Origin of the sequence: Methylobacterium sp. NFXW15, assembly GCF_049887755.1 — a bacterium.
In the GTDB taxonomy this organism is placed as follows: Bacteria; Pseudomonadota; Alphaproteobacteria; order Rhizobiales; family Beijerinckiaceae; genus Methylobacterium.
In genome coordinates, this window is sequence record NZ_JAGEKG010000002.1 from 17794 (window position 1) to 43869 (window position 26076).

The window sequence follows — 26076 nt, forward strand, 5'->3', positions numbered from 1 at the left end:
CGAGATGATGGCCGAGGTTGGCGAGCTCGGCCGCAAGATGGCCGAGGGCGCCAAGCTCTTCGCCAGCGTCCGCGACGAGGACGTGCGCATCGCGACGACCCCGAAGGACCTCGTCTGGAGCCAGGACAAGGTCAGCCTCTACCGCTACCGGCCGCTGGCTGAGAGCAAGGGCCTGCCGCCGGTCCTCATCGTCTACGGTCTGATCGGCCGCTACACGATGGCGGACCTGCAGGAGGACCGGTCGCTCGTCCGCAACCTGCTGAATCTCGGCCTCGACCTCTATGTGGTCGATTGGGGCAATCCCGGCCGGGCCGACCGCTTCGTCACCATGGACGATTACGTCGATGGCTATCTCGCTGAATGCGTCGCCTTCATCAACGAGGCGACGCAGCGCGAGAAGGTGAACCTCCTCGGCATCTGCGAGGGCGGCGTGTTCACCACCTGCTACGCGGCTCTCTACCCCGAGACCGTCAACGCCATGGTGTTGACGATCACGCCGGTGGATTTCCATGCCGATACCGTCGAGAACCGGAAGGGCCACGGCTTCATCAACGTCTGGGTGCGATCGCTCTCGCCGGAGGACATCGACCAGTTGATCGCCGCGCAGGGCTCCCTGCCCGGCGAATTCATGGGCTCGGTCTTCTCCATGATGACGCCCATGCGCACCATGACGAAGTACAATCTCGATCTGCTCGAAGCCCTCGACGACCGAAAGAAGTTCCTGAACTTCCTGCGCATGGAGAAATGGATCTCCGACCGGCCGGATCACCCCGGCGAGGCGGCCAAGCAGTGGCTCAAGGATCTCTACCAGGACAACAAGCTGGTGCAGAGCACCTTCGAGCTCGGCGGGCGCAAGGTGGAACTGAAGAACATCACCTGCCCGGTGCTGAACGTGTTCGCGCAGGACGACCACATCATCCCGCCCGCGACCTCGCAGGCCCTGCGCGGCAAGGTCGGCACGGAGGATTACACCGAGTTGGGGCTTCCCGGTGGCCATGTCGGCGTCTTCGTCGGCGGCAAGGCGCAGAAGTTGCTGGGCTCCGGCATCGCGGATTGGATTGCCGCCCATGGCTGACCCCCGCCGCCTCACCACCGGACTGAAGAACAAGATCGTCACCGCCGACGAGGCCGTGGCCATCGTCCAGGATGGCGACATGGTCGCCGTCTCCGGCTTCGTCGGCATCGGCACGCCGGACGAACTCATCACGGCGCTCGCCAAGCGCTTCACGGAAAGCCAGGGGCCGCGCGACCTCGGCCTGATGTTCGCCGCCGCCCCCGGCGACGGCAAGGATCGCGGTCTCAACCGCCTCGCGATGCCGGGCCTGATCCGCCGCGTCGTCGGCGGCCACTGGTCGCTGGTGCCGAAGCTCGGCGCCATGGCGATCGAGGGCGCGATCGAGGCCTACAACCTGCCGCTCGGCGTGGTCTCGCACCTCTACCGCGACATCGCGGCCAAGACCGCAGGTCACATCACCAAGGTCGGGCTTCACACCTTCGTCGATCCCCGCAAGGGCGGCGGCAAGCTCAACGACAAGACCACCGAGGATCTCGTCAGCTTGATCGACCTGCATGGCGAGGCGTGGCTGCATTACCGGACCTTCCCGGTGAACGTCGCGCTGATCCGTGGCACCACCGCCGATCCCGCCGGCAACATCACCATGGAGCGCGAGGCGCTGACGCTCGACAACCTCGCCGCCGCCATGGCCGCGAAGAACTCGGGCGGCTTCGTGATCGCGCAGGTGGAGCGCATCGCCGAGAACGGATCGCTCGCCCCGCGCGAGGTGACGGTGCCCGGCGTGCTGGTGGATTGCGTCGTGCTCTCGAAGCCCGAGAACCACCACCAGACCTACGCGACGCCCTACAACCACGCCTTCACCGGCCGCCAGCGTGTCCCGCTGGACCGGATCGGCACGTTGCCGCTGGATATCCGCAAGGTCATCGCCCGGCGCTGCGCCTTCGAATTGCCGATGGGCGGCGTGGTCAATCTCGGCATCGGCGTGCCGGAGGGCGTCGCCAAGGTGGCGGCGGAAGAGCGGGTGCTGAAATACCTGACGCTCACCGCCGAGCCCGGCGTGATCGGCGGATTGCCACAGGGCGGGCTCGACTTCGGCGCGGCGTTGAACCCGGCCGCCGTGCTCCACCAGAACCAGCAATTCGACTTCTACGACGGCGGTGGCCTCGATCTGGCCTGCCTCGGCCTCGCGGAAGCGGATGCCGAGGGCAACGTCAATGTCAGCCGTTTCGGCTCGAAGCTCGCGGGGGCGGGCGGCTTCATCAACATCTCGCAGAACGCCAAGCGCCTCGTCTTCGCAGGCAGCTTCACGGCGGGCGGGCTCGACCTCGCCATCGCGGAGGGACGGCTCACGATCCGGCGGGAGGGCCAATCGCGGAAGTTCGTGCGGGCGGTCGAGCAGGTGACCTTCTCCGGCGCCTATGCCGCCGAGCGCGGCCAGCCCGTGCTCTACGTGACAGAACGATGCGTTTTCCGGCGGACCCCGGAGGGCGTCGAACTCATCGAGGTCGCCCCCGGCATCGATATCGGCCGGGACATCCTCGCCCACATGGATTTCGAGCCCATCGTGCGCGACCCCGTGCCGATGGATTCGCGCCTGTTCCGGGAGGAGGCGATGGGCCTGGAGCACAGGCTCCTCGGGATGAGCCTGTCCGAGCGGATGTCCTACGATGAGGAGCGCAACACGCTCTTCGCCAATTACGAAGGTTTCCACGTCCGGACAGTCGAAGACGTCGATCTCGTGCGGCGGGAATTCGAGCGGATCTGCCAACAGATCGGCAAACGTGTGCACCTCATCGCGAACTACGACGGGTTCGAGCTTGATCCTGCCGTGGCCGAAGCCTACTTCTCGATGATCGCCTATCTGGAAAGCCGCTACTACGCCACGGCCTCGCGGTACACGACGAGTGCCTTCATGCGGCTCAAGCTCGGCGCCTCCCTGCAATCGCGGGATCTTGCGCCCCACGTGTTCGAGACGCGCGCGGAGGCTCAGGCCCGCAGCACGGCTCGAAGCGTGCCCTTGCGGCCGCAGCAAGAGCCGTCGCCGCCCAAGGAACCGTTGGATGCCTGAGACCGGTGGTCATTTAAAGCTCAACAAGCCCGAGCTTTTGATCGAAGCCTGCCTGATCGGTGGGGAGTGGTCGAAGTCCGGCTCGGGCCAGATTGACGTCACCAACCCGGCTACCGGAGCGGTCATCGCGCGGGTGCCGAATGCGGGCGCCGAGGAGACGAAGCGCGCGATCGCCGCCGCGCACGCCGCCTATCCGGCCTGGCGGGCCAAGACCGCCAACGAGCGCGCCGTGCTGCTGCGCAAGCTCGCCGCCGTCATCACCGAGAACCAGGAGGATCTGGCCCAGATCCTCACCGCCGAGCAGGGCAAGTCCCTCACCGAGGCGCGGGGCGAGGTCGGCATGTCGGCGGCCTATGTCCTGTGGTTCGCCGAGGAGGCCCGCCGCGTCTACGGCGAAACCGTGCCGTCCCCCTGGGCCGACCGGAAGATCCTCGTCACCAAGGAGCCGATCGGTGTGGTCGCGGCGATCACCCCGTGGAACTTCCCGTCCTCGATGATCGCGCGCAAGCTCGCCCCGGCGCTGGCCGCTGGCTGCCCCATCGTCATCAAGCCCGCCTCGCAGACGCCGCTTTCGGGATTGGCCTGGGGTAAGCTCTGCCAGATGGCGGGCATTCCCGACGGTCTGGTTTCGATCCTCACCGGACCGGCCCGCGCCATCGGCGGCGAGCTGACCGGCAACCCGCTCGTGAAGAAGGTGACGTTCACCGGCTCCACCGAGGTCGGCAAGGTTCTGCTCAAGCAGGCTGCCGAGACGGTGAAGAAGGTCTCGATGGAGTTGGGCGGCAACGCGCCCTTCATCGTGTTCGACGATGCCGACCTCGACCGGGCGGTGGCGGGCGCGATGCTCGCCAAGTTCCGCAACTCGGGCCAGACCTGCATCTGCACCAACCGCTTCCTCGTTCAGGACGGCATTTACGACGCCTTCGCCGAGAAAATGGCCGAGGCGGCGAACAAGCTGAAGGTCGGCGACGGCACGCAGGAGGGCGTCGCCCAGGGTCCGCTCATCGACATGGCGGCCGTGGAGAAGACCGAGGCGCATATCCGCGACGCCATCGAGAAGGGCGGCAAGGTCATCGCGGGCGGCCATCGCCACGCGCTCGGCGGCCAGTTCTTCGAGCCGACCGTCGTCGTGAACGCGACACCGGCCATGGATGTCGCCCGCGAGGAGACCTTCGGGCCGCTCGCGCCGCTCTTCCGCTTTAAGGACGAAGCGGAGGCGATCCACATGGCCAACGACACCGAGTACGGTCTCGCCTGCTACTTCTACACCCGCGATCTCGGCCGGGCCTTCCGCGTCTCCGAAGCGCTGGAATACGGCATGGTCGGCGTCAACGAGGGCATCATCACCACCGAGGTGGCGCCCTTCGGCGGCGTGAAGGAATCGGGCCTCGGCCGTGAGGGCGGTCGCCTCGGCATCGAGGATTACCTCGAAGTGAAGTACATCTGCCTCGGCGGCCTCGGCGTCTGACACGATGAGGGGGGCGAGCCCCCCTCACTCACACCTCCTCGCGTTGCGATTCTTCCTCCGCCCCCTCCGGCTTCTGCCGGGGGGCGGTGGCGTCGCCGTCGGCTTGCGTGACGAGCCGCATTGCCCGCGCCGTCAGAAACCAGCAGCCCGGCTCGGAGGCCTTGTCGCGCCCGCGGTCACGCGTGCGCAGAAGTCCGCGACGGACGAGGGACCGCACGGTGCGCATCTCGCTGGGATCGGGCGCCGGTAGGGGCCCGTCGGATCGCAGGCGGCGGAGCATGGCCCTCTGCGCCGGGGTTAATTGCCACCAGAGATTTGGTACGAACCGTTCGGGCATCTTGAGATTGGAATGAATCCAGATTCGCCCGCCAAATCAATGGGGATTATCCCTAATTGATGTGAGAATCCGGCAATGGACGGGTTCACTGTCAGCGCCGAGCCGCCGCGTTGACGGATGCCCCATCGATAGGCCTATAGCTCTCGGCGGCCCCGCATCTCGCGGCATGGGCAAGCTGGAGGCTGATTCCGGGCGCATGTCGGTCGCCGAGGAGCACAGGAACACGTCGATCGAGGCGGAGGGCGACGGGCAATCGGCGACCGATCGCTCGGCCGTGGGCCTCGTGGCGGTGATCGTCGCCGCCACGGAGGGAGAGCCGCGCGCCCTGACGATCCGCGTGCCGGAGCAGGCGACCTGCCGTGGCGATGGCTTGCCGGCTGGACCGCTCGTGCCGGAGCACGCCACGCTGGAGCGCGGCCTGCGTGCCTGGGTGGAGCGGCAGACCAACCAGCGCCTCGGCTATGTCGAGCAACTCTACACCTTCGGCGACAGGGATCGGTCCGGCGGTGAGGGCGCGCCTGCCGCCCATGCCCTGTCGGTGGCCTACCTCGCCCTGGTGCGTGAGGAACGCCCGGCCGGTCTCGCCGAGGCGACTTGGCACAATTGGTATCGCTACCTCCCCTACGAGGACTTCCGCCGGGGCCGCCCGGCCGAACTCGACGCCATCGCTCCCCGGCTGATGGAATGGGCCGCCGCGCCCGCCGACAAGGCTCTGCGCCAGCGCCGCCTCGACCGGCTCGGCCTGACCTTCGGGATGAATGGCGGCACGTGGAACGAGGAGCGGGTGCTCGAACGCTACGAGTTGCTGTTCGAGGCCGGGCTCATTCCCGAATCACGCGGCAATCCGGGGCCGGGCCGGGCGGGGGATCCGACCGGGGCGCCCATGGCCTTCGACCATCGCCGTGTGCTCGCGACGGCCATCGGACGCCTGCGCGGCAAGATCAAATACCGCCCGGTGGTGTTCGAGCTCATGCCTCCGGAATTTACGCTGCTTCAGTTGCAACGCACCGTCGAGGCGCTGTCGGGCGTCCAATTGCACAAGCAGAATTTCCGCCGCCTCGTCGCCCAGCAGGGGCTGGTGGAAGAGACGGAGAGCATCACCAGCGGCGCGGCCGGGCGCCCGGCGCGCCTCGTGCGCTTCCGCCGGGAAGTTCTTCTCGAACGCCCGGCCCCCGGCCTGCGGTTGCCTTCGCGACGGGTGGGATAAAACGGCCCCCGTTCTTGCTTCGCTTCCGCTCGCAATGACGAAGAGACGATGGGAGCGGACCGCTAGCCGTAGGTCTGATCCTCACCGGGGAACGTCCCCGCCCGAACCTCGTCGGCATAGGCCTTCACCGCGCCCTCGATATGGGCGCGCAACGAGCCGAATTGGCGCACGAATTTCGGCGTCCGCTCGGACAGGCCGAGCATGTCCTCCAGAACGAGGATCTGCCCGTCGCAGACCGAGGAGGCGCCGATGCCGATCGTCGTGGCGGTCACTTTGGGTGAGGTCGCGATGGCCCTGGCCACCGGCTCGACGATACCTTCCAGAACGATCGCGAACGCGCCCGCATCGGAAATGGCGCGCGCATCCTCGATCAGGCGGCGCTCGTCGTCGGGGGCACGGCCCTGCACCTTGAACCCGCCCATCACGTTCACGGCCTGGGGGGTCAAGCCGATATGGCCCATCACCGGCACGCCGCGCTGGACCAGGAAGGCCACGGTATCCGCGAAATGCGCGCCGCCCTCCATCTTGATCGCCCCGGCGCCGGTCTCCTTCAGCACGCGGGAGGCGTTGAGGAAGGCCTGCTCCCGGCTCGCCTCGTAGGAGCCGAAGGGCATATCCACGACCACGAGCGCCCGTGAGGTGCCGCGCATCACCGCCTGCGCCTGGAGGATCATCATGTCGAGCGTGACAGGGATGGTCGATTCCATCCCGTGCATCACCATGCCGAGGGAATCGCCCACGAGGATGAAGTCGCAGAAGGGATCGACGATGCCCGCTGTGTGGGCGTGATAGGCCGTCAGGGCGACGATCTTGCGCCCCTCGGCCTTGCGCTTGCCCATATCCACCGCCCGCAGGCGGCGGGATTGGATGACCTGGGACATGCCACGCTCCCCAACGCTGTAAGCCGGACACCGGCGCGGCGCCTTATACGACACGCGCGGCCGGGGTGCAGGGGCGCCACAGGGCGGAATGGGGGAGATGTCAGGCGTTATCGCTCCGCGGGCGCCGCCGCCTTCCAGGCCGCATCCTCGGTGATGTTCCGCGTTTCGTGGAAGTCCTGCCAGCCCTCGACGCCCAGCGGGAACCAATGCACCGCAGTGTAGCCCTTCTCCACGAGGCGCTTGCCCGCGTTCCAGCTGCCCCAACACTCCACGTGGCAGAAGACCACGATGGGCTTGGCCTTGTCGCCGCCGGTCAGTTGCGCGACGCGCTCGTAGAACAGGGCCTCCCGTTCCGGCGCCAGCGGAACGGCACCCGCGTTCGGGAGCCAGATCGAACCCGGAATCGAGGGATGGACCGGGAGCCAGGGCCTTCCTTCGGGAAAGTTCGCGGGCTTGCGCTCGCGCATGGCGACATCGATCAGCACCGGCTTGTCCGGCGCCTCCATCAGATCCGCCACCGCCTTCCCATCGACGACGCGGGCACCCTTCAGCGTCGAGGGTGTGTAGCCCCGCTGCGGGCCGGTATAGAGCCCCGGCGGCTCCGGCACGTTGACGGGTGAGTCGGCGGGTTCAGCCGCGGCGAGGCAGAAGGCGGCCGTCGCGACGGCCGCCATCCGCAGGGCGATTGTCCGGATCCGCACGATCAGTTCGTCGGGCTCGGAGCGGTGAAGCTATGGGTCCAGCGACCGCCCTGGTTGTCGCTCGCGGCCACTTGGATCGCCTTGCCATCCGGCTTGAAGCCGAAATTGATCACGGGGTTCGAGGCGATGGAGATGTCGCCCGTCATGGTGAAGACGGTCTGGTCGCCCGCCGAGACGGTAAGCTTATCGATGTACCGGGCGGGCGTGTAATCACGCGTCACTTGGTTCATCTGCATGCCCGAGAAGTTCGGATGGCGGATCATCAGCGTTGCTTCGACTGGCTTGCCGGGCTGCGCCTCCGCGAACTTCATGCGCATGTCGCCCATGCCCTTCATGGCCTCCTCGTCGCTCATGCCCATCGGGGCCGAGCAGCCGCCGGACGCCTTCACGAACTGCCTGGCCTCGTAGAGCTTGCCATCGGTCGTCTCCACGACCGCGTGCATGTCGGTGTAATTGTTCACCCGCACCCGCAGCTTCAATTCGCGCGTATCGGCCGCCGGGCCGAACTCGAACTTCGCCGCGTAGGGCGCCGGGTTGTCGTCGATGATCAGCGAAACCGCTTTGATCTTGTCCCGGTCGGGCATCGACAGGGTGATCGGCACCAACGCCGCATCCTCGGCGCGCTTGGGCGTGTCGAGCTTCACCAGCGTGTCGGTCGGCTCGATGGTCCTGTCGCCGAAGATCGACTTCGCGACCTCCTGCCAGCGCGCGTTCCGCTCCTGCTCGGTATCCGACGCCCCCGCCGCATAGGCGAGCGGCGCGACCATCGTCGCGGCGGAGAAGGCGAGGGCGAAAGCGAGTGTCGGGCGCATGGCGTTGTCTCCCGTTCTTGGGTTTATTGATGAATGACGGATCAGTCCCACTCGAGTTCCTGGTAGGCCACCGTCACGTTTCGACGATTATAGTGCTCGAACAGCGTCCACTTGTCTCGTTGGTCCTGTGCCACAGTGTCTACGGCCTTATCGATCGGCACATCCTTGGCGATGGCCGCCTTGGTGCCGTCGCGGAGCGCGGTGAGATAGGCGGTCAGATCCGCGACCGCCGGGGCCAGTTCCACCCGCACGGGCCCGTGGCCCGGCACGGCCTGTGTCGCGCCGCTCGCCTTGATCCGCTCCAACTCCTTGAGCCAGCCCTTCAGGCTGCCATCGAGGGAGGGGATGCGCTCTACGAACAGGAGATCCGCTGGAAACAGCAGCCCGCTGAGGGAATCGCGCATCGAGAGGTCGCTCGTCGTATGCGCCGGGCCATGGGCCGTGAAACTGAGCAAGCGGTCGCCGAGGTCGATCTCGGCCGTGTCCGCCACCGTCATGGTCGGATACACGACCGGGCCGGTCTTCTCCTCGCCGAACAGGTCCACGAGGCGCTTGCGGTAGAACTCGCCGCGGGCGTCCAGCGCCTCCTTCAGCTTGGTGTGGCCGATGAAGACCGGCTTGTCCGCCGCGAAGGCCCCCGCGCCGAAGGCGTGGTCCGGGTGGACATGGGTCAGCACCACATGGGTGACCGGCTTGTTCGTGCGCTTGGCAATCTCGGCTCGCAGCCATTGCCCGTCCGCGAGGCTGCCGCCGGATTCCGTCACCAGCACGCCGGATTTGCCGACGATGAAGCCGATATTCGCGATGGCGTCGAGATTTTCGGGCGAAGCGTCCGCGATCAGCCCCTTTCGGATGAAGGTGCCGGGGCCGACCTCCTGCATCGTGAAGGTTTCGGCGTAGGCGCGGGGAGAGAGCCCTGCGGTGGCGAGGCAGCACAGGCAGAGGCCGCCGAACAGCGCCTCCCGGCGCGACGGGGCGCCTCTTGCCGGTTGAACGGACAAAGCCGCCATACCGAAACCTCCCGCTCTTTCTTTCCAACCAATTAGTAGGTAGTTTCCACCTCTCGTCAAGGTGCGCCAGCTTCCCCTCCGGCGCCGAACCGATCACAAATCCGTCGATCCGGTGGGAGACGTGGGATGCGGGACACGCGGACCGAGTTGCTGATCCAAGCCGAGACCCTGGTTCGCAGCCGGGGCTTCGCGGGCTTCAGCTATGCCGATCTTTCGGCGGCGGTTGGCATCCGCAAAGCCAGCATCCACCATCACTTCCCGACCAAGGTCGACCTCGGCGCTGCGCTGGTGGCGGCCTACGACGCGCGCTACGCGGAGGCGATGGAGGCCATCCGCGCCGCCTCGGCGGACGGACCGGGCCGGATCACAGCCTATGGCAAGCTCTATCTCGGCGGGGTGGAGCAGGGTCTCGGGTGCCTCTGTGCCGCGCTCGCCATCGAGGGGGAGGCACTGCCGGAGCGGCTGCGGAGCGACATCGTCGTCTTCTTCCGCAAGCATCTGGCGTGGCTGGAGCAGGTGCTGCGCGAAGGCGTGGCGGACGGCAGCCTGCGCTCCGGCCTGGACCCTGCGATGCATGCCCGCTCCATCCTCGCGACCCTGGAGGGCGCTTTGCTGATGGAGCGGTTGTTCGCGAGCCCGGCCGCCTTCGGGGACACGCTGGCGGCCCTGGTCGACGGGGTGGCGGCTCAGCCTAGTCCGTCGCGGTGAAGCGGGCGTAGCCTTCGGCCCGCAACTGGCAGGCCGGGCATTGGCCACAGCCATAGCCCCAGGCGTGGCGCGCCCCGCGCTCGCCGAGATAGCAGGTGTGGCTTTCCTCGACGATCAGGTTGGTCAGCGGCATGCCGCCGAGCGACTGGGCGAGGCGCCACGTCTCCGCCTTGTCGATCCACATCAGCGGGGTGTGCAGGACGAACCGGCGCTCCATCCCGAGGTTCAGGGCGACCTGAAGCGCCTTGACCGTATCGTCTCGGCAATCCGGGTAGCCGGAATAGTCGGTCTCGCACATGCCCGCCACGATGTGGCGGATACCCCGCCGGTAGGCGAGGGCGGCGGCGAAGGTCAGGAAGACGAGGTTGCGCCCCGGCACGAAGGTGTTCGGCAGGCCCGAAGCCTCGAAGCCGATCTCGGTCTCGCGGGTGAGGGCGGTGTCGGAGACGGCGCCCAGCGCGTCGAGGCCGAGCACATGGTCCTCACCGAGCCGCCGACCCCAGGCTGCGTCGATCGCGGCGAGCCCGTTCCGCAAGGTGGCCCGGCAATCCAGTTCGATCCGGTGGCGTTGGCCGTAATCGAAGCCCAGAGTCTCGACGCGGGCGAAGCGATCGAGCGCCCAGGCGAGGCAGGTAGCGGAATCCTGGCCCCCCGAGAACAGGACGAGCGCCGCGTCGTCCCCCGCGATCCGGTCAACGCCCATCGTATTCCGCCCAGGACATCGGCGTCTCCGCCACGCGCACCAGGGCGAGGGCGGGCAGGTCGGGCCGGAGCCGGTCCCAGATCCAGGCGGCGATGTTCTCGGCGGTGGGGTTCTCCAACCCCTCGATCTCGTTGAGACAATGGTGATCGAGCCGCCCCAGCAACGGGCCGAAGATCGATTCGATGTCGTAGAAGTCGATCACCCAGCCGGTCCGCTCATCGACCGGCCCCTCGACCGTCAGTTCGACGCGATACGAATGCCCGTGCATCCGGTGGCAGCGATGCGTCTCGGGTACGTTCGGCAGGCGGTGGGCCGCCTCGAAGATGAAGGCCTGGGTGATTCTCATGGTTGGGTCGTTTCGCTGTAAGCTGGTCCCGCCCAAACCGTCATGGCGAGCACAGCGAAGCCATCCAGGGGCGGCGAGCCCTTCTCAGGACGGTGCGTCTCCCTGGATTGCTTCGCTCCGCTCGCAAAGACCGTTGCGGATCCGAAAATATCAGGTGGACGGTATCAAGCCCCGCTGCGTCCCGAAACCCCCGCCTGGGCGAAGGTCGCCATGCCGCTGTGGCAGGCGACGGCGCCTTTGATCAGGCTCATCGCCAGGGCGGCGCCGGAGCCCTCGCCGAGGCGCATGCCGAGCGAGATGAGGGGCTTGAGACCCAACCGTTCCAGCACTTCGGCATGGGCGCCCTCGGCGGAGAGATGGCCCGCGACGCAATGGTCGAGAGCGGACGGGTCGAGGGCGTGAAGGATCGCGGCGGCGGCGGTGGAGACGTAGCCGTCGATCACCACCGGCACCCGCTGCAAGCGCGCCGCGAGGATGGCGCCGACCATGGCCGCGATTTCGCGACCGCCGAGGCGGCGAAGCACCTCGAGCGGATCACTCAGCTGTCCGGCATGGCAGGTGAGCGCCGCTTCCACCGCCGCGACCTTGCGCGACAGTCCCTCGCCATCGACACCGGTGCCGCGCCCGACCCAGTGGGCCGGATCGCCGCCGAACAGGGCGGCGTAGAGGGCGGCTGCGATGGTCGTGTTGCCGATGCCCATTTCGCCGATACCCAAGCAATCCGTGCCCGCCGCCACTGCCTCCATGCCGAAGGCCATGGTCGCGACGCAGGCGCGCTCGTCGAGCGCCGGGCCCTCGGTGATGTCACCGGTCGGCATGTCGAGGGCGAGATCGAACACCTTGAAGCCGAGCCCGTAGGCCGAGCAGAGCTGGTTGATGGCCGCGCCCCCGGCGGCGAAATTATCGAGCATCTGCCGGTTCACGGCATCGGGGAAGGCCGAGACGCCCTTCTTCGTCACCCCGTGACTGCCCGCGAAGACACAGACCAGCGGCCGGTCGAAGCTCGGCGGCGCCTTGCCCTGCCACGCGGCGCACCACGCGGCCAGGTCTTCGAGGCGCCCGAGGGAGCCTGCGGGCTTGGTCAGCGTGGCATCGCGTTCCGCCACGGCGGCGGCGGCCTCGGCATCGGCCTCCGGCATGGAGCGGATGAGGTTGCGGATGTCGTCGAAGGGGCCGCTCATCGCTGCCTCGATCCTGTGGGTTGCCGCGTTCCGGGCGGACGGAGCCGCCCCCGCCCGCTATGGTGGGTCGTGCCGGCTCATCGAACCCGGCGTTCGGGACGCGGCGATGGACAGGCAGACCGGCGGCGAAGCCGCATGGCCAGGGCGCGAAGCCCTGCACGATCTCGCCGCGTGCCTGCGCTTCTACTCCCGCCTGCCCGTACCGCAACTGCCCGGCGAGCCGGATCCGCACCGGGTACCGGATTTCACCCGTCTGCCCCGCATGTTGCCCCTCGCCGGAGCGATCCTCGCCCTGCCCGCCGCCATGACGCTCTCCGCCGCGTGGCTCGCCGGGCTCGGGCCGTTCCTCTCGGCGACCCTCGCCGTGGCGATCATGGCCGCCGCGACAGGAGGCTTGCACGAGGATGGCCTCGCCGATTTCGCGGACGGGCTCGGCGCGGGCGGCGACCGGACGCGCATGCTCGCGATCATGCGCGACAGCCGCATCGGCTCCTACGGGGCGCTGGTGCTCGTGCTGGCCCTGGCCCTGCGGATCGGCGCCCTGGCGACGCTCCTCGATCGTCTGGGATTGCCCGCCGCCGCTGCGCTGGTCGTGGCCGCCGCACTGTCGCGCGTGGCCGCCCTGGCACCGATGGCACTCCTGCCCCCCGCCCGCAGCGACGGATTGTCGGCCTCGGCCGGGCGACCGCAGGGGGCGAGCCTCGGCCTCGCCGCCGCCCTCGGGCTCGTCCTCGCCGTCGCCGCCTTGTCGTTTGGCCTGCCGCTCGGCGGGACGGTGGCGATGATCGTGTTGGGGGCCTTCGCCACCTTGGCCGTCACCGGTCTCGCACGGAATCGGCTCGGCGGGCAGACCGGGGACGTCATCGGCGCCTGCCAGCAGGCCGCGGAGATCGCAGCCCTGCTCGGTCTCGTCGCGGCCCTGGCGCCTTGACCGGATCGCGAGACTCCCGCCAAACGAATTTATGTCCGCCTCACCCCCGAAGCCGTCCAGCCCCTGCACCAAGGTCTGCATCCTCGACGACGCGACGGGTCTCTGCCGTGGCTGCGGGCGCACCCGCGGCGAGATTGCGGCCTGGGGTATGATGAGCGAGGCGGAGCGCCAGTCCGTCATGGCGGGACTGGAGGCGCGGCTGCGCACCGCCTATCCCGGTCTGGCGGAGCCATCCCGCGCATGATCTATCTCGCCCTGGGCGCGCTCGGCCTCGTCGTCGCGGCCCTCGCCTTGTCCGATGGGGGCGACGCCCTGACGGGCGGCCTGTCGTCCGACATGCTCATCAACATCGCCTGGACCGGCACGATCCTCGCGCTGGTCGTCGCCGGGTTCTGGCGGCAATTCCGGGCCTCGCCCCTCCGACATGTCCAGGCGCTCGCGGCCTGGGGACTGATCGGCGCGGCCCTCGTCCTCGGCTACAGCTATCGCGACCGGCTGAGCGCGGTGTCGTCCCGTGTCCTGGGGGACCTTCGCCCCGGCACGGCGGTGCAGGGCCCGGGCGGAAGCGTCACGATCACCCGGCGCTCGGACGGGACCTTCCGCGTCGATGCGCGGGTCGGTGGCGAGGGCAAGGTGCTGACGCAGGACTTCCTGTTCGACACGGGCGCGAGCAGCGTCGTCCTCACCGCCGAGAACGCCGCCGCCCTCGGTTTCCGCCCAGGGCCCGACGCCTTCCGCACCCGCGTCTCCACCGCGAACGGCGTGACCAGCGCGGCGCCGATCCAGCTCGACTCGCTGACGGTGGGGACGATCACGGCGCGCAACGTCAACGCGATGATCGCCCAGCCCGGCGCGCTCTCCGGCAACCTTCTGGGGCACACCTTCCTCGATCGCCTCGCCCGCTACGAGGTGCAGGGCAACCGGCTGATCCTGACGCCGGACCGCTGACCCGTCAGGCCGCTTCGCGCGCGTCACCCCGCTCGCGCGAGACCAGCCCCACCGCCGTGCGCAGCGTATCGAGATCGGCCTCCGCCCGCATCCCATGGGTCGAGAGGTGGCGACGGAAGGCGCGGGCGCCGGGGCGTCCGTTGAACAGGCCGAGCATGTGCCGCGTGACGGCGTGGAGCCGTTCGCCGGATTGGAGCACGCCCGCGATGTAGGGCTCGAACGCCGCCACTGCCGCGAACGGGTCGGCGGCCGGGGCGGGCACACCGTAGAGTACCGGGTCCACGGACAAGAGCAGTGCGGGCTCCATGTAGGCCGCCCGGCCGACCATCACGCCGTCGATCTCCGCGAGGCGCGCGCGCATCTCGTCCATCGTGCGCAGGCCACCATTCACGGCCAGCGGGAGATCGGGGCGGGTCTGCTTCAGCCGCGCCGCCCGGCCATAATCGAGGGGCGGGACGTCGCGGTTCTCCTTGGGCGACAGGCCCTTCAGCCACGCCTTGCGGGCATGGACGATGAGACCATCCACTCCCGCCGACACGACGGCGTCGGCCAGGGCATCCAGGGCCGCTTCGGGATCCTGATCGTCGACGCCGATCCGGCACTTCACCGTCACCGGCACGGTCACGGCGGCCTTCATGGCGGCGACGCACTCGCCCACGAGGGCGGGCTCACGCATCAGGCAGGCGCCGAACCGGCCTTCCTGCACGCGGTCGGACGGGCAACCGACATTGAGATTGATCTCGTCATAGCCGAACTCGGCGGCGATCCGGGCCGATTGCGCCAGATCCGCCGGGTCCGAGCCGCCGAGCTGCACGGCGACGGGGTGCTCGACCGCGTTGAAGCCCAGGAGCCGCTCGCGCGGCCCATGCAGCACCGCCCCGGTCGTGACCATCTCGGTATAGAGCCGCGCCCGGCCCGACAGCGCCCGGTGGAAGGCCCGGCAATGCCGGTCCGTCCAATCCATCATCGGGGCGACGGAGAACCGCCAGCCCGGAAGGGTGGCCGGTTCATCCGCGAGGAAAGCGGAAGAAGTCACGTCGTTCGCCTGCGGCGTCATGGGGAAGCCGGTTCTTTAGCAGAACGGGCGCCGCGTATCACCCCGTCGCGAAGCCTGCGAGGTAGAGGATCACCCCCGCCGCCGCGCAGCCGCCGAGTACCGTGGCGAGGCCCGCCTTGAAGCGCAACGTCGCGAGAATGGCCGCGAGCGACAGGAGCAGAGCGGCCGGATCGAGGCTGCCCGGCACCGGAACGTCGAGGGTCAGGCCGAGGCCGCGCACTGGCTGCACCTCCCGGAAAATCGTGTGAAGAGAGAACCAGACGGCGAGGTTGAGGATCACTCCCACCACCGCCGCCGTCACGGCGTTCAGCGCGCCGACCACCTGCCCGTTGCCGCGCAACGCCTCCGCGAAGGGGGCGGCGAGGAAGACGAACAGGAAACAGGGCAGGAAGGTCACCCAGGTGGCGAGCAGCCCGCCCAGGATCCCCGCCGTCAACGGAGCGAGCTCACCAGGATTGCGGAAGGCGCCCATGAAGGCGACGAACTGCATCACCATGATGAGCGGCCCCGGCGTCGTCTCGGCGAGGCCGAGCCCGTCGAGCATCTCGCGAGGGCTGAGCCAGTGGAAGCTTTCCACCGCCTGCTGCGCCACGTAGGCAAGAGCCGCGTACGCGCCGCCGAATGTCACCACCGCCATCGTGGAGAAGAACGTCGCGATCCGCGAGAACACATCCTCCGGGCCGAGCGCCAGGAGGATCGCCACCACCGGGACCAGCCACAGGGCGAGGCAGATGCCCGCAATGCGGAAGGCGGCGCGCCGGTCGCGGGTATGGGCGGGCAGCGTATCGCCCAGCAGGCTCGTACCTCCGGAATGCGCCGTCGTTCCGGCAAAGGTCTGGGATCCCGCCCGCGCGGCGGCGAAGCCGATCAGTCCCGCGCCGAGGACGATGACCGGGAAGGGCAGGCCGAACAGGAAGATGCCGATGAAGGAGGCGGCGGCCAGAGCCCATTGTGCCCGGCTGCGCAGGGCCCGCCTTCCGACCCGCAGGACCGCCTGCAGCACGATGGCGAGGACGGCGGCCTTCAGCCCGAAGAACAGGGCGCCGATCAACGGCACCTGCCCATAGAGGGCATAGACGATGGACAGCGCCATGATCGCGACGGCGCCTGGCAGCACGAACAGCGCCCCGGCGATCACCCCGCCGAGGGTCCGGTGCATCAGCCAGCCGAGATAGGTCGCGAGTTGCTGCGCCTCCGGGCCGGGGAGCAACATGCAGATGTTGAGGGCATGCAGGAAGCGGCCCTCGTCGACCCAGCGACGCTCCTCGACGACGATTCGGTGCATCACCGCGATCTGCCCGGCCGGGCCGCCGAAGGACAGGGCGGCGATCCGCGCCCACACCCCGGTCGCCTCGCGCAGGCTTACGCCGTGGTGATCGACCGAGAGGGCGACGCCGTCCTGCCGCATGGCGTTGTCTCCGCGTTACCGCTCCCTCCGCGGCACAGCGAAGCTTTGGCGCAATTCGTCCCCTCCCGAAAGACGGGAGGGGACGGATGTCCGGCTTACTTCATCACCACCACGTTCACGTCGCCGTGGCGGCGCAGCACGCTCACCGTCACGTCGCCGTCATAGGCCTGGAAGCGCAGATCGAGGCGCGAGTTCCGGAGCTTCACATTGTAAAGCGTCACCCCGTCCAGGAAGCCCGGCAGGATCGGGTTGTTCAGCGACACGCGGTTGGCATCGTGATCGAGTTCGAGGCCGAGGCACGCGGCCAGGAACGCGAAGGGGGCTGCCGCGGCCCAGGCCTGCGGGCTGCAGGCCACGGGGTAGGAGACCGGGCCGCGCTGGCGGCGGCGCATGAAGCCGCAGAACAGCTCCGGCAGACGCTTCTGGTCCTGATAGAGCGAGGTGTCGAACATCCCCTGGAAGATCCGCGCCGCCTCTTCCTTGCGATCGTAGCGGGCGAGCCCCATCGCGATCAGCGCGTTGTCGTGCGGCCAGATCGAGCCGTTATGGTACGACATCGGGTTATAGCGTGCCTCGCCCTTGGCGATGGTGCGCACGCCCCAGCCGTTGAACCCATCGTTGCCGAGCAGGGTCTCCGCCACGCGGGCGGCCCGCTCGGGCTTGGCGATGCCCGTGAAAAGCGCATGGCCCGCATTGGACGAGCGCACGGCGCATTGCTTCTTGGCGCCGTCGAGGGCGAGGGCGTAGGTGCCGATCTCCTCGTTCCAGAAGGCGGCGTCGAACTTCTCACGAAGTTCCTTCGCCTCGATCGAGAGACGCTCGGCCAGGTCGTCGTGGCCGAGGAGCCCGGCGAGCTGCGCCATGCCGTTCTTCGCGGCGTAGACGTAGCCCTGCACTTCGCAAAGGGCGATTGGTCCCTTGGCGAGATGACCGTCCGTGTGGAAGATCGAATCGTGGCTGTCCTTCCAGCCCTGGTTCTCCAGGCCCTTCTCGGTATCGCGGGCGTATTCCACGAAGCCGTCGCCGTCGCGATCGCCGTACTCGTTCATCCAGGCGAGGGCGAGTTCGAGCGCGGGCCAGATGTCCCGGATCGTGTCGAGATCGCCCGAGACGCGGTAATATTCCCAGGCCAGCATGACGAAGAGCGGCGTGCCGTCGATCGTGCCGTAATAGTGCCGGAACGGCACCTCACCCAGCATCGCCATCTCGCCGCGCCGGGTCTCGTGCAGCACCTTGCCGGGCTGCGCGTCGGCTGCGGGATCGATGGCCTTCGCCTGGGTGGCAGCGAGGTAGCGCAGGACGCCGCGGCCGAATTTCGGATCGATCCAAAGCGCCATCATCGCGGTGATGATGCCGTCGCGCCCGAACACGGTGGAGTACCAGGGAATACCGGCGAAGGGGTAGATCCCCTCCGGCGTGCGGCTCGCCAGCATGTAGAGGTCGGCGGTGGCACGACAGAGCCCCTCGTTGAACTGGTCGTTCGAGGAGATGATCGTGGTGATGCCCGCCGTCAGCGTGCGCAGGTCACGGCGTGAATCGCGGTAGGCGCGGGCGAAGATCGTGCCCTCGCCGAGCCCTTTGGGATGCTTCGGCGAACCGCCGCCATTGGCGACCTGCGTGAGCTTCGCGGCGGCATCCTCGCCGACCATCGTCTCGGTCGGCGGCTTCGTGAAGGCGCGGTGCGATTCGAACACCACACGAATGAAGATCGAGGTCTGCGCGCCGGGCGAGAGGGAGATCTCGAACTCCGCCTTGCCAGGCTCCAGCGAGACGGGCTTAGGCCCGAAATGCAGGCTCGTGGTTCGCACCACGTCATCGAGGCCGACATAGCGGAATTGCACCTCGGTCGGGCTCGCCACCTGCACGCCGCGCTTGCCGCGCTCCTTGCGGTCGGTGCCGCGAACCTCGAACAGGTCGCGGTAATCGGCGTCGAAGGTCACGGTGACCTTCAGGCGGCGATGCTTGGTGTCGTAGGAGCGCAGCCCGATCCGGTCGTAGCAAGCGCCCCGGAACAGGAACTTGGTCCGCTCGATCGCCACCGTCTCACGGGGAATCGAGGTCTCGTCATGGGCGTCGAGGCGGATGTCCGGCGTCGTCATGTCGACGCTCAGCGCCCCGTTATCGTCCTGCATGACGGAGGACAGCATGAGGGGCCGCTGCCCTTCCACCTTCACCTCGAGGCGGGAGAGGTAGCGCGTATCTTGAAAGTAGAGCCCCTCGGGGCCGGGCTGAACACCGATATCGCCGTAGGAATCGAGGACGCCGAAGGCTTCACCGAACTTCAGGGAGCGCAGGGGGCGCTCCACCAGCGAGGTCTGCGCCTCGATGTGATAGGTCGGCAGAACCTCGTCCGCGTCCTGAAATCCTTGGCCGAACGGGGCTTCGGTCGCGAGGTCAGTCTTTGCCGCCATGCAGGCTTCTCCGGAGGTCTGGCCGAATCGAGAGGGCCGCCGCATCGGCCTCGATGCGGCGGCCCTGTCTCAAACAGTCGGATGAGTCGCTTTCGCGACGCTAGGACGGGCGGCGGGTGGCTCGCAAGTCCGGTGCCGCCCGAAATTGCGTCCTCAGGCCGGGAAGGCGGCCGCCGGCATGGCCGGGCGCGAGGCGCCGTTCACGTCCGCCGGAAGCGGCTTAAAGGTGGACTTGGGCAGACGGATCACCTCGGCCGAGCGGGAAAGAAGCTCCTCGTAGGCCGCGACATACTTCTGCACCATGCGCTCGGCGGTGAACCCGCCCTCGAAGTGGCGGCGCACACCGGCGCGGCTCATGGCCTTCACCTTCGCCACGGCGGCAACGGCATCGTCCATGGTGTCGCACAGCACGCCGCTCACGCCGTCGGCGATGACTTCCGGCACCGAACCGTTGCGGAACGCGATCACCGGCGTACCGGCCGACATCGCCTCGATCATCACGAGGCCGAAGGGCTCCGGCCAGTCGATCGGGAAGGCGAGCGCCAGGGCGTTGCCAAGGAAGTCCTTCTTCTGCTCCTCGTTGATCTCACCGATGAACTCCACCAGCGGGTGGTGGATCATGGGTTCGATCACCTCATCCCAGTAATCCTGGTCCGCCTTGTCGACCTTGGCGGCGATCTTCAGCGGCGTGCCCGAGCGGATCGCCATCTCGATGGCGCGGTCGGGGCGCTTCTCGGGGGAGATACGGCCGAGGAAGGCGAGGTAGCCGCCCTTCGCCTCGGGGTAGTACGGGCAATTCTGCGCGGGCAGGCCGTGATGGATCGTCGACAGCCAGTTGACGTTCGGCGGCATCGGCAGGCGCTGGTTGTCGGAGATCGACACCAGGGGCATGCCGGTGAAGGTACGGTAGACCGGCATGAAGTCCGGTACGTCGAGGCGACCGTGCATCGTGGTGATGCACTTGTGGTTCATGTCCTCGAACATCGGGTACTGCAGCAGGTCGATGTGGAAGTGCAGGACGTCGAACTCATGCGCCCGGCGATGCACCTGATGCAGCATCGCGAGGTGGCTCGCGGTATGGTCGCGGTAGCCGAGCAGGCGCAGGCCCTCGGGCGTGCAGGCCGCAAGCTTGGCCGAAGTCTCCGAATCGCCGCTGGCGAACAGGGTCACGTCATGGCCCTGGCGGACCAGTTCTTCCGTGATCCAGCTCACGACGCGCTCTGTGCCGCCGTAGAACTTCGGAGGGACCGCCTCCGAAAGCGGAGCAATCTGAGCAATGCGCACGAAGTGTCTCCTTGGTGACCGACTTTGAACGGGGATCTATCCGGGTCGGCCTGAGCGGGACATGAATGAAACGGAAAGCCAAGGTTATGGTTCCTGAGCCCTGGCCCGTCACGCCCGTATGACCTATGCTGGCGACCCGTCCCCGCTTTCCCCGGCATTCTCGCCCCGGCACTCCCGGAGCAGGAAGAATGAAGGGGCATGCCGCGTTCCGCCGGCACCTTTCACGAAGGCGTTGCCGGAACGGGCGGTTTCTGCCATAAGCCGCACCGCGTCGAACCGCCCGGCCGATCTAGGGCTGCCGTGGCGGCTCATGCTGCTCCACCAGAAGCATCATCGCGCAAACACAACCCGGTCCTCGCGGGCCGCGCTGGCGTTTCGCGCACAGGAGAGCCAAATGCCCAAGCTGAAGACGAAATCAGGCGCCAAGAAGCGCTTCAAGATCACCGGCACCGGCAAGGTGATGTACGCCCAGGCCGGTAAGCGCCACGGGATGATCAAGCGGACGACGAAGCAGATCCGCAACCTGCGCGGCACGACGACCCTGTTCGAGGGCGATGCCGCCAACGTGAAGAAGTACTTCCTGCCGAACGCGCGGTAAGTCTTCGCACAGCCGATACTGTTTCTAGTCGATTCCAGGAGATAACCGATGGCCCGCGTCAAGCGCGGCGTGACCAGTCACGCGAAGCACAAGAAAGTTCTGAAGGCCGCCAAGGGCTATTACGGCCGGCGCAAGAATACCATCCGCATCGCCAAGCAGGCGGTCGAGAAGGGCATGCAGTATGCCTATCGCGACCGTAAGAATAAGAAGCGTACGTTCCGCGCTCTGTGGATCCAGCGTCTGAACGCTGCGGTGCGCGAGCATGGCCTGACCTACTCCCGCTTCATCAATGCTCTGGCGAAGTCCGGCATCGTCGTGGACCGCAAGGCCCTCTCCGAGCTCGCCATCCACGAGCCAGCTGCCTTCGCGGCTGTCGTCGAGAAGGCCAAGGCCGCCATCCCGGCCCAGCCGGAGAAGAAGGCCGCCTGAGCGGACCTTTTCACGAGTTGACGGAAGGCGCGGCGCCCCAGGGGTGCCGCGCCTTCGTCGTTTTTGCAGCCGCGCGGCTTGCATGAACGCGTGCGGCGCGCAAAAGCACACCCGTCGGCGGCGAAGGCCCGCGCGATCCGAATGAAGCGATGACCGATCTCGACAGCCTCGAACGCGATCTCCTGGCCCAGGTGTCCGCCGCTCCCGACGAGGGCGCCCTCGACGCCGTGCGCGTGGCCGCGCTCGGCAAGAAGGGCAGCGTGTCCGAACTCCTGAAGACGCTCGGCGCCATGACGCCGGACGAGCGCAAGGAGCGCGGCCCCCTCATCAACGGCCTGCGCGACCGGGTCGCCACCGCACTTGGCGCGCGTAAGTCCGCCCTCGCCGAAGCGGCGCTCGAAGCGCGCCTCGCCTCGGAGCGGGTCGACGTCACGCTGCCGGGCCGCGAGGCACCGGAGGCGCGCGGGCGCATCCACCCGATCAGCCAAGTGATCGACGAGGTCACGGCGATCTTCGCCGATATGGGCTTCGCGGTGGCCGAGGGTCCGGACATCGAGACGGACGAACTGAACTTCACCGCTCTCAACTTCCCGCCGGGCCACCCGGCGCGGGAGATGCACGACACGTTCTTCCTTGCGCCCGATCAGGACGGCAAGCGCAAGGTGCTGCGCACGCACACCTCACCGGTGCAGATCCGTACCATGCGCAGCCAGCAGCCCCCGATCCGGGTGATCATCCCCGGCCGTACCTACCGGCACGATTCGGACCAGACCCACACCCCGATGTTCCATCAGGTCGAGGGGCTGGTGATCGACACGGCGGCGAACATCGCCAACCTGAAATGGGTGCTGGAAGAGTTCTGCAAGGCATTCTTCGAGGTCGACGCCGTGAAGATGCGCTTCCGCCCGTCGTTCTTCCCCTTCACCGAGCCGTCGGCGGAGGTGGACATCCAGTGTTCGCGCAAGGGCGGCGAGATTCGCTTCGGCGAGGGCACGGACTGGCTGGAAATCCTCGGCTGCGGGATGGTCCACCCCAACGTGCTGCGCAATTGCGGGCTGGACCCGGATGCCGTGCAGGGCTTCGCCTTCGGTGTCGGGCTCGACCGGATCGCCATGCTCAAATACGGCATGCCGGATCTGCGGCCCTTCTTCGAGGCGGATGTCCGCTGGCTCGACCATTACGGCTTCCGGCCCCTCGACGTGCCGAGCCTCGTGGGCGGTCTGACGGGCTAAGGCCCGCCCGCCCCTGATTCTTCCCTTCCCGAGCCGCGTCCCATGAAATTCACCCTCTCCTGGCTCAAGGATCACCTCGAGACCGAGGCGTCCCTCGAAACCGTCGCCGAGACCCTGACCCGCATCGGCCTCGAGGTCGAAGGGATCGAGGACAAGGCGGCGGCGCTGAAGCCCTACGTGATCGCCCATGTGCTCACCGCCGAGCAGCACCCGAACGCCGACCGGCTGCGCGTCTGCTCGGTCGATGCGGGCGAGGGGGCGCCCGTGCAGGTGGTCTGCGGCGCGCCGAACGCGCGGGCGGGCATGCGCACCGTGTTCGCGCCGCCCGGCACCTACGTGCCCGGCAAGAACATCACCCTGTCGGTCGGCAACATCCGCGAGGTCGAGAGCCGGGGCATGCTCTGCTCGGCCGCCGAACTCGGGCTCGGCGAGGACCATGACGGCATCATCGACCTGACGACCGATGCCCCGGCAGGCACGCCCTACGCCGCCTTCGCCGGGCTCGACGATCCGGTCATCGAGATCAACCTCACCCCGAACCGGCCGGATTGCACCTCGATCCACGGCATCGCCCGGGACCTCGCGGCGGCGGGCCTCGGTACCTTGAAGGGCGAGGCCGCAGCGCCGGTGGACGGCGGGGGCGAATGTCCGGTCCAGGTGGTGCGCGCGTTCGAACCGGCCGATGCGGGTCTCTGCCCGATGTTTGCGCTACGCCTCGTGCGCGGCGTGAAGAATGGCCCTTCGCCGGACTGGATGCAGGCCCGGCTGCGCGCCATCGGCCTCCGTCCAATCAACGCGCTGGTCGACATCACCAACTACATCACCTTCGATCGCGGACGCCCGCTCCACGTCTTCGACGCGGCCAAGGTAAAGGGCGCCCTCACTGTCCGCCGGGCGAAGGCAGGCGAGACGCTTCTGGCGCTCGACGGCAGAAGCCATACGCTCACGGACGACACGGTCGTGATCGCGGATGAGAACGGCGTCGAGTCGATCGCCGGCATCATGGGCGGCGAAGCCTCGGGCTGCGACGAGGCCACCACCGACGTGCTGATCGAATCGGCCCTTTGGGATCCGGCCAACATCGCCCAGAGTGGGCGGCGGCTCGGCATCGTCACGGATGCCCGCTACCGGTTCGAGCGCGGCGTCGATCCGCTCTCGACCCTGCCGGGTCTCGACCTCGCGACCAAGCTCGTCCTCGACATCTGCGGCGGGACGCCGACCCAGGCCAGCGTCATCGGCGAGCCGCCCGAGACCGGGCGGATCATCGAATTTCCCTGGTCCGAGGTGCGCCGCCTCGCGGGGCTCGACCTGCCCCAGGACGAGATAAAGGCGACGCTGGACGCTCTCGGCTTCGATGTGTCCGGCTCGGGCGACCGCGTGAACGTCCGGCCCCCGTCCTGGCGGCCCGATGTCGAGGGCAAGGCCGATCTCGTCGAGGAGGTGATCCGGATCGCCGGTCTCGACCGGATCGAGGCGAAGCCCCTGCCGCGTCCGGCGGGTGTCGGCCGCGCGCTGCTGACGCCGATGCAGAAGCGCACGCGCACCGCCAAGCGGGCCCTGGCCAGCCGGGGCCTGATGGAAGCGGTGACGTGGTCGTTCATCCCGCAGGCCGATGCCGAGTTGTTCGGCGGCGGCGGAGCGGATCTGAAACTCGCCAACCCCATCGCCTCCGATTTGTCGGACATGCGCCCGAGCCTCGTGCCCGGTCTGCTTCGCGCCACGCAGCGCAACGCCGACCGCGGCTATCCCGATGCTGCCCTGTTCGAGGTTGGCCAGTGCTTCGGCACCGATCAGCCCGAGGGTCAGACCATCCGCGCGGCGGGCGTACGTCGCGGTACGGCGGTGCTGATCGGCTCGGGACGTCATTGGGATGGCGCAACCCGCACCGTCGATGCTTTCGACGCCAAGGCGGATGCCATGGCGCTCCTCGCGAGTCTCGGCATCCCGACCGGCGGGTTGCAGGTGACGGCGGGTGGCCCGGCCTGGCTGCATCCCGGCCGCTCGGGCACCCTGCGCTTCGGGCCGAAGACCGAGATCGGCTGGTTCGGCGAAGTCCACCCGCGGGCCATGCAGGCCCTCGACCTCAAGGGAAGCCTCGTGGCCTTCGAGCTGATCCTCGATGCGCTGCCGCTTCCCAAGCAGAAGCCGACCAAGGCCAAGGCGGCCCTCGCCCTTTCCGAGTTCCAGCCGCTGACCCGCGACTTCGCCTTCGTGGTCGGCCGCGATGTCCCGGCAGGCGACATCGTGAAGGCGGCCCAGAACGCCGAGCGCAAGCTTGTCACGGCGGTCGAGGTGTTCGACATCTACGAGGGGCCGGGCGTGGCCGAGGGATCGAAGTCCATCGCGGTGGCGGTGCGGCTCCAGCCCACGGACAAGACGCTCACCGATGCGGAGATCGAGGCGGTGAGCGCCAAGATCGTCGCCGAGGTCGCCAAGCGCACCGGGGCGAGCCTGCGCGGATGATCCCGGTCGCCTTGCTCATCGAGGATCTGGCCGCGGCCGTTCATCTGCCGGTCGCCGCGCTGCGCAAGGCCTTGGATCATTCGGACGCCGTCGCGGAGGCGACGCTTCCCGTTCTCGTCAAGGCCGCGACCGGGGCCGAACTGGAGGAGCGCGAAGCGAACCTCCTGTTCTGGGGCCTGCATATCATGGCGAAGGCGCGGGACACGCGCGCCCTCGGCCCGCTCCTCGCTCTGCTACGGCAGGATATCGAGGTGGTCGAAGCGGTGCTGGGCGACGCCGTGTCGGCAACGCTCTCGCGAGTTCTCACGAGCGTCTATGACGGGCAATCCGAGCCGCTCTTTCGTCTGATCCTCGACAGCAGCCTGGACGACGGGATCCGCGAGGCGGTCCTGAAGGCCTGCATCTTCCTGTGCCTTACAGGGCGGATCGAGCGCGACGCCCTGCACCGGCTGCTGGTGCGGTTCGATGAAGCCAAGGCGTCCGTCGAGGGCGATATCGGCTGGAGCGCCTGGGAGGAGGCGATCGCCACTCTCGGCCTGCGTGACTTGGCGCCTCGCGTCGAGGCCGCCCGGAAGGACGGGCGCATCGATCCCGAATTCAGCGACCCCGATTGGTTCAGGGACACGCTCCGCGAGGCCGAGCGCCACCCGCACGACCTCGAGCGTCTGCCGCCGGACCAGTACGGCTTCCTCGACGATCCGGTCGCCGCCCTCGAATGGACGCGCGAAGGCTTCGGCGAGCCGCAGCGCAACCCGCTCAAGGATGTGGGGCGCAACGATCCGTGCCCTTGCGGCTCGGGCAAGAAGTTCAAGAAGTGCTGCCTCGGCAAGGTCGAGCCCGAGGCGGTATGGATGCCGCCCGAAGGGTAAGAGGCTTCT

The 26076-nt window shown here is 68.1% G+C and carries 25 protein-coding genes; 13 read left to right on the top strand and 12 right to left on the bottom strand.

The window, feature by feature from the left end:
• Positions 1 to 4 precede the first annotated feature (4 nt).
• Genes phaC through J4O73_RS04375 form a run of 3 tightly spaced genes read left to right on the top strand, consistent with a single transcriptional unit; the run spans position 5 to position 4551 of the window.
• Entirely contained in the window at positions 5 to 1075 is a 1071-nt protein-coding gene (gene phaC / locus J4O73_RS04365) for a class III poly(R)-hydroxyalkanoic acid synthase subunit PhaC (RefSeq protein ID WP_426215965.1), read from the top strand.
• Positions 1068 to 3083, top strand: a complete 2016-nt coding sequence (locus J4O73_RS04370) for an acyl CoA:acetate/3-ketoacid CoA transferase (protein WP_426214972.1) — start codon at positions 1068 to 1070, stop codon at positions 3081 to 3083. Before phaC ends, J4O73_RS04370 begins: the two co-directional genes overlap by 8 nt.
• A complete protein-coding gene (locus J4O73_RS04375; RefSeq protein WP_426214974.1) occupies positions 3076 to 4551 on the top strand; it encodes an NAD-dependent succinate-semialdehyde dehydrogenase in 1476 nt (491 codons plus the stop codon). Before J4O73_RS04370 ends, J4O73_RS04375 begins: the two co-directional genes overlap by 8 nt.
• A gap of 28 nt (positions 4552 to 4579) precedes the next feature.
• Here the strand turns inward: J4O73_RS04375 and J4O73_RS04380 are convergent, their stop codons facing one another.
• Positions 4580 to 4831, bottom strand: a complete 252-nt coding sequence (locus tag J4O73_RS04380; protein WP_426214976.1) for a hypothetical protein — start codon at positions 4829 to 4831, stop codon at positions 4580 to 4582.
• 223 nt (positions 4832 to 5054) lie between these two features.
• Between J4O73_RS04380 and J4O73_RS04385 the strand changes: the two genes are divergently transcribed.
• On the top strand, positions 5055 to 6095 hold the full coding sequence (locus J4O73_RS04385) for an NUDIX hydrolase (RefSeq protein WP_426214978.1): 1041 nt from the start codon (positions 5055 to 5057) through the stop codon (positions 6093 to 6095).
• Positions 6096 to 6157: 62 nt separating this feature from the next.
• Here the strand turns inward: J4O73_RS04385 and panB are convergent, their stop codons facing one another.
• The 4 genes from panB to J4O73_RS04405 form a co-directional block, all read right to left on the bottom strand.
• Positions 6158 to 6976 (bottom strand): 3-methyl-2-oxobutanoate hydroxymethyltransferase, encoded by an 819-nt coding sequence (gene panB, locus J4O73_RS04390; RefSeq protein ID WP_426214979.1) that lies wholly within the window; start codon positions 6974 to 6976, stop codon positions 6158 to 6160.
• A gap of 107 nt (positions 6977 to 7083) precedes the next feature.
• The gene (locus tag J4O73_RS04395; protein ID WP_426215967.1) at positions 7084 to 7671 is read right to left on the bottom strand and encodes a rhodanese-like domain-containing protein; all 588 of its coding nucleotides are present in this window, start codon (positions 7669 to 7671) and stop codon (positions 7084 to 7086) included.
• An 8-nt stretch (positions 7672 to 7679) separates the two neighbouring features.
• On the bottom strand, positions 7680 to 8489 hold the full coding sequence (locus J4O73_RS04400; protein ID WP_426214981.1) for a quinoprotein dehydrogenase-associated SoxYZ-like carrier: 810 nt from the start codon (positions 8487 to 8489) through the stop codon (positions 7680 to 7682).
• Between the two features lie 41 nt (positions 8490 to 8530).
• Positions 8531 to 9499, bottom strand: coding sequence for a quinoprotein relay system zinc metallohydrolase 2 (locus J4O73_RS04405; protein WP_426214983.1), 969 nt, complete (start codon positions 9497 to 9499; stop codon positions 8531 to 8533).
• A gap of 126 nt (positions 9500 to 9625) precedes the next feature.
• Between J4O73_RS04405 and J4O73_RS04410 the strand changes: the two genes are divergently transcribed.
• Positions 9626 to 10207: a TetR/AcrR family transcriptional regulator gene (locus tag J4O73_RS04410; RefSeq protein WP_426214985.1), complete on the top strand. Its 582-nt coding sequence runs from the start codon at positions 9626 to 9628 to the stop codon at positions 10205 to 10207.
• Here the strand turns inward: J4O73_RS04410 and queC are convergent.
• The 3 genes from queC to cobT all read right to left on the bottom strand — a co-directional run bounded on the left by queC (position 10191) and on the right by cobT (position 12437).
• Positions 10191 to 10910 (bottom strand): 7-cyano-7-deazaguanine synthase QueC, encoded by a 720-nt coding sequence (gene queC / locus J4O73_RS04415; RefSeq protein ID WP_426214987.1) that lies wholly within the window; start codon positions 10908 to 10910, stop codon positions 10191 to 10193. The genes J4O73_RS04410 and queC overlap by 17 nt on opposite strands.
• Positions 10900 to 11256, bottom strand: coding sequence for a 6-carboxytetrahydropterin synthase QueD (gene queD / locus J4O73_RS04420; RefSeq protein ID WP_426214989.1), 357 nt, complete (start codon positions 11254 to 11256; stop codon positions 10900 to 10902). Before queD ends, queC begins: the two co-directional genes overlap by 11 nt.
• Before the next feature lie 164 nt (positions 11257 to 11420).
• Positions 11421 to 12437: a nicotinate-nucleotide--dimethylbenzimidazole phosphoribosyltransferase gene (gene cobT / locus J4O73_RS04425; RefSeq protein WP_426214990.1), complete on the bottom strand. Its 1017-nt coding sequence runs from the start codon at positions 12435 to 12437 to the stop codon at positions 11421 to 11423.
• Positions 12438 to 12543: 106 nt separating this feature from the next.
• Here cobT and cobS point away from each other — a divergent pair, with 106 nt between their 5' ends.
• From cobS to J4O73_RS04440, 3 genes are read left to right on the top strand one after another with little or no spacing between them, the layout of a single operon-like run.
• Positions 12544 to 13368 carry an adenosylcobinamide-GDP ribazoletransferase gene (gene cobS / locus J4O73_RS04430; protein ID WP_426215969.1) on the top strand — a complete coding sequence of 275 codons (825 nt, stop codon included), beginning with the start codon at positions 12544 to 12546 and terminating at the stop codon, positions 13366 to 13368.
• 31 nt (positions 13369 to 13399) lie between these two features.
• Entirely contained in the window at positions 13400 to 13612 is a 213-nt protein-coding gene (locus J4O73_RS04435; RefSeq protein WP_426214992.1) for a DUF1289 domain-containing protein, read from the top strand.
• Positions 13609 to 14316: a retropepsin-like aspartic protease family protein gene (locus J4O73_RS04440; RefSeq protein WP_426214994.1), complete on the top strand. Its 708-nt coding sequence runs from the start codon at positions 13609 to 13611 to the stop codon at positions 14314 to 14316. Before J4O73_RS04435 ends, J4O73_RS04440 begins: the two co-directional genes overlap by 4 nt.
• Positions 14317 to 14320: 4 nt before the next feature.
• Here the strand turns inward: J4O73_RS04440 and dusA are convergent, their stop codons facing one another.
• From dusA to J4O73_RS04460, 4 genes are all read right to left on the bottom strand, one after another.
• Positions 14321 to 15352: a tRNA dihydrouridine(20/20a) synthase DusA gene (gene dusA / locus J4O73_RS04445; protein WP_426214996.1), complete on the bottom strand. Its 1032-nt coding sequence runs from the start codon at positions 15350 to 15352 to the stop codon at positions 14321 to 14323.
• A 58-nt stretch (positions 15353 to 15410) separates the two neighbouring features.
• A complete protein-coding gene (chrA, locus tag J4O73_RS04450) occupies positions 15411 to 16781 on the bottom strand; it encodes a chromate efflux transporter (protein ID WP_426214997.1) in 1371 nt (456 codons plus the stop codon).
• 95 nt (positions 16782 to 16876) lie between these two features.
• Positions 16877 to 19192, bottom strand: coding sequence for a glycogen debranching N-terminal domain-containing protein (locus J4O73_RS04455; RefSeq protein ID WP_426214999.1), 2316 nt, complete (start codon positions 19190 to 19192; stop codon positions 16877 to 16879).
• 153 nt (positions 19193 to 19345) lie between these two features.
• Positions 19346 to 20476, bottom strand: a complete 1131-nt coding sequence (locus tag J4O73_RS04460; RefSeq protein WP_426215001.1) for a glycosyltransferase family 4 protein — start codon at positions 20474 to 20476, stop codon at positions 19346 to 19348.
• 394 nt (positions 20477 to 20870) lie between these two features.
• Here J4O73_RS04460 and rpmI point away from each other — a divergent pair, with 394 nt between their 5' ends.
• The 5 genes from rpmI (at position 20871) to J4O73_RS04485 (ending at position 26067) form a co-directional block, all read left to right on the top strand.
• The gene (gene rpmI / locus J4O73_RS04465; RefSeq protein WP_007561407.1) at positions 20871 to 21074 is read left to right on the top strand and encodes a 50S ribosomal protein L35; all 204 of its coding nucleotides are present in this window, start codon (positions 20871 to 20873) and stop codon (positions 21072 to 21074) included.
• 48 nt (positions 21075 to 21122) lie between these two features.
• Positions 21123 to 21503, top strand: coding sequence for a 50S ribosomal protein L20 (gene rplT, locus J4O73_RS04470; protein WP_426215004.1), 381 nt, complete (start codon positions 21123 to 21125; stop codon positions 21501 to 21503).
• Positions 21504 to 21652: 149 nt separating this feature from the next.
• Entirely contained in the window at positions 21653 to 22735 is a 1083-nt protein-coding gene (gene pheS, locus J4O73_RS04475) for a phenylalanine--tRNA ligase subunit alpha (RefSeq protein WP_426215006.1), read from the top strand.
• A gap of 42 nt (positions 22736 to 22777) precedes the next feature.
• On the top strand, positions 22778 to 25198 hold the full coding sequence (pheT, locus tag J4O73_RS04480; RefSeq protein ID WP_426215008.1) for a phenylalanine--tRNA ligase subunit beta: 2421 nt from the start codon (positions 22778 to 22780) through the stop codon (positions 25196 to 25198).
• Positions 25195 to 26067 (top strand): DUF1186 domain-containing protein, encoded by an 873-nt coding sequence (locus J4O73_RS04485; protein ID WP_426215010.1) that lies wholly within the window; start codon positions 25195 to 25197, stop codon positions 26065 to 26067. Before pheT ends, J4O73_RS04485 begins: the two co-directional genes overlap by 4 nt.
• Positions 26068 to 26076 lie beyond the last annotated feature (9 nt).

Excerpts from the sequence above, each read along its gene's own strand:
- J4O73_RS04410 (WP_426214985.1), top strand. The coding sequence starts at position 9,626 with ATGCGGGACACGCGGACCGAGTTGCTGATCCAAGCCGAGACCCTGGTT.
- phaC (WP_426215965.1), top strand. The coding sequence starts at position 5 with ATGATGGCCGAGGTTGGCGAGCTCGGCCGCAAGATGGCCGAGGGCGCC.
- rplT (WP_426215004.1), top strand. The coding sequence starts at position 21,123 with ATGGCCCGCGTCAAGCGCGGCGTGACCAGTCACGCGAAGCACAAGAAA.
- panB (WP_426214979.1), bottom strand. The coding sequence starts at position 6,976 with ATGTCCCAGGTCATCCAATCCCGCCGCCTGCGGGCGGTGGATATGGGC.
- queC (WP_426214987.1), bottom strand. The coding sequence starts at position 10,910 with ATGGGCGTTGACCGGATCGCGGGGGACGACGCGGCGCTCGTCCTGTTC.
- cobS (WP_426215969.1), top strand. The coding sequence starts at position 12,544 with ATGGACAGGCAGACCGGCGGCGAAGCCGCATGGCCAGGGCGCGAAGCC.
- queD (WP_426214989.1), bottom strand. The coding sequence starts at position 11,256 with ATGAGAATCACCCAGGCCTTCATCTTCGAGGCGGCCCACCGCCTGCCG.
- pheT (WP_426215008.1), top strand. The coding sequence starts at position 22,778 with ATGAAATTCACCCTCTCCTGGCTCAAGGATCACCTCGAGACCGAGGCG.
- J4O73_RS04375 (WP_426214974.1), top strand. The coding sequence starts at position 3,076 with ATGCCTGAGACCGGTGGTCATTTAAAGCTCAACAAGCCCGAGCTTTTG.
- chrA (WP_426214997.1), bottom strand. The coding sequence starts at position 16,781 with ATGCGGCAGGACGGCGTCGCCCTCTCGGTCGATCACCACGGCGTAAGC.
- J4O73_RS04485 (WP_426215010.1), top strand. The coding sequence starts at position 25,195 with ATGATCCCGGTCGCCTTGCTCATCGAGGATCTGGCCGCGGCCGTTCAT.
- J4O73_RS04405 (WP_426214983.1), bottom strand. The coding sequence starts at position 9,499 with ATGGCGGCTTTGTCCGTTCAACCGGCAAGAGGCGCCCCGTCGCGCCGG.
- J4O73_RS04455 (WP_426214999.1), bottom strand. The coding sequence starts at position 19,192 with ATGGCGGCAAAGACTGACCTCGCGACCGAAGCCCCGTTCGGCCAAGGA.
- J4O73_RS04370 (WP_426214972.1), top strand. The coding sequence starts at position 1,068 with ATGGCTGACCCCCGCCGCCTCACCACCGGACTGAAGAACAAGATCGTC.
- J4O73_RS04400 (WP_426214981.1), bottom strand. The coding sequence starts at position 8,489 with ATGCGCCCGACACTCGCTTTCGCCCTCGCCTTCTCCGCCGCGACGATG.
- rpmI (WP_007561407.1), top strand. The coding sequence starts at position 20,871 with ATGCCCAAGCTGAAGACGAAATCAGGCGCCAAGAAGCGCTTCAAGATC.
- J4O73_RS04435 (WP_426214992.1), top strand. The coding sequence starts at position 13,400 with ATGTCCGCCTCACCCCCGAAGCCGTCCAGCCCCTGCACCAAGGTCTGC.
- J4O73_RS04440 (WP_426214994.1), top strand. The coding sequence starts at position 13,609 with ATGATCTATCTCGCCCTGGGCGCGCTCGGCCTCGTCGTCGCGGCCCTC.
- pheS (WP_426215006.1), top strand. The coding sequence starts at position 21,653 with ATGACCGATCTCGACAGCCTCGAACGCGATCTCCTGGCCCAGGTGTCC.
- J4O73_RS04380 (WP_426214976.1), bottom strand. The coding sequence starts at position 4,831 with ATGCTCCGCCGCCTGCGATCCGACGGGCCCCTACCGGCGCCCGATCCC.
- J4O73_RS04385 (WP_426214978.1), top strand. The coding sequence starts at position 5,055 with ATGGGCAAGCTGGAGGCTGATTCCGGGCGCATGTCGGTCGCCGAGGAG.
- cobT (WP_426214990.1), bottom strand. The coding sequence starts at position 12,437 with ATGAGCGGCCCCTTCGACGACATCCGCAACCTCATCCGCTCCATGCCG.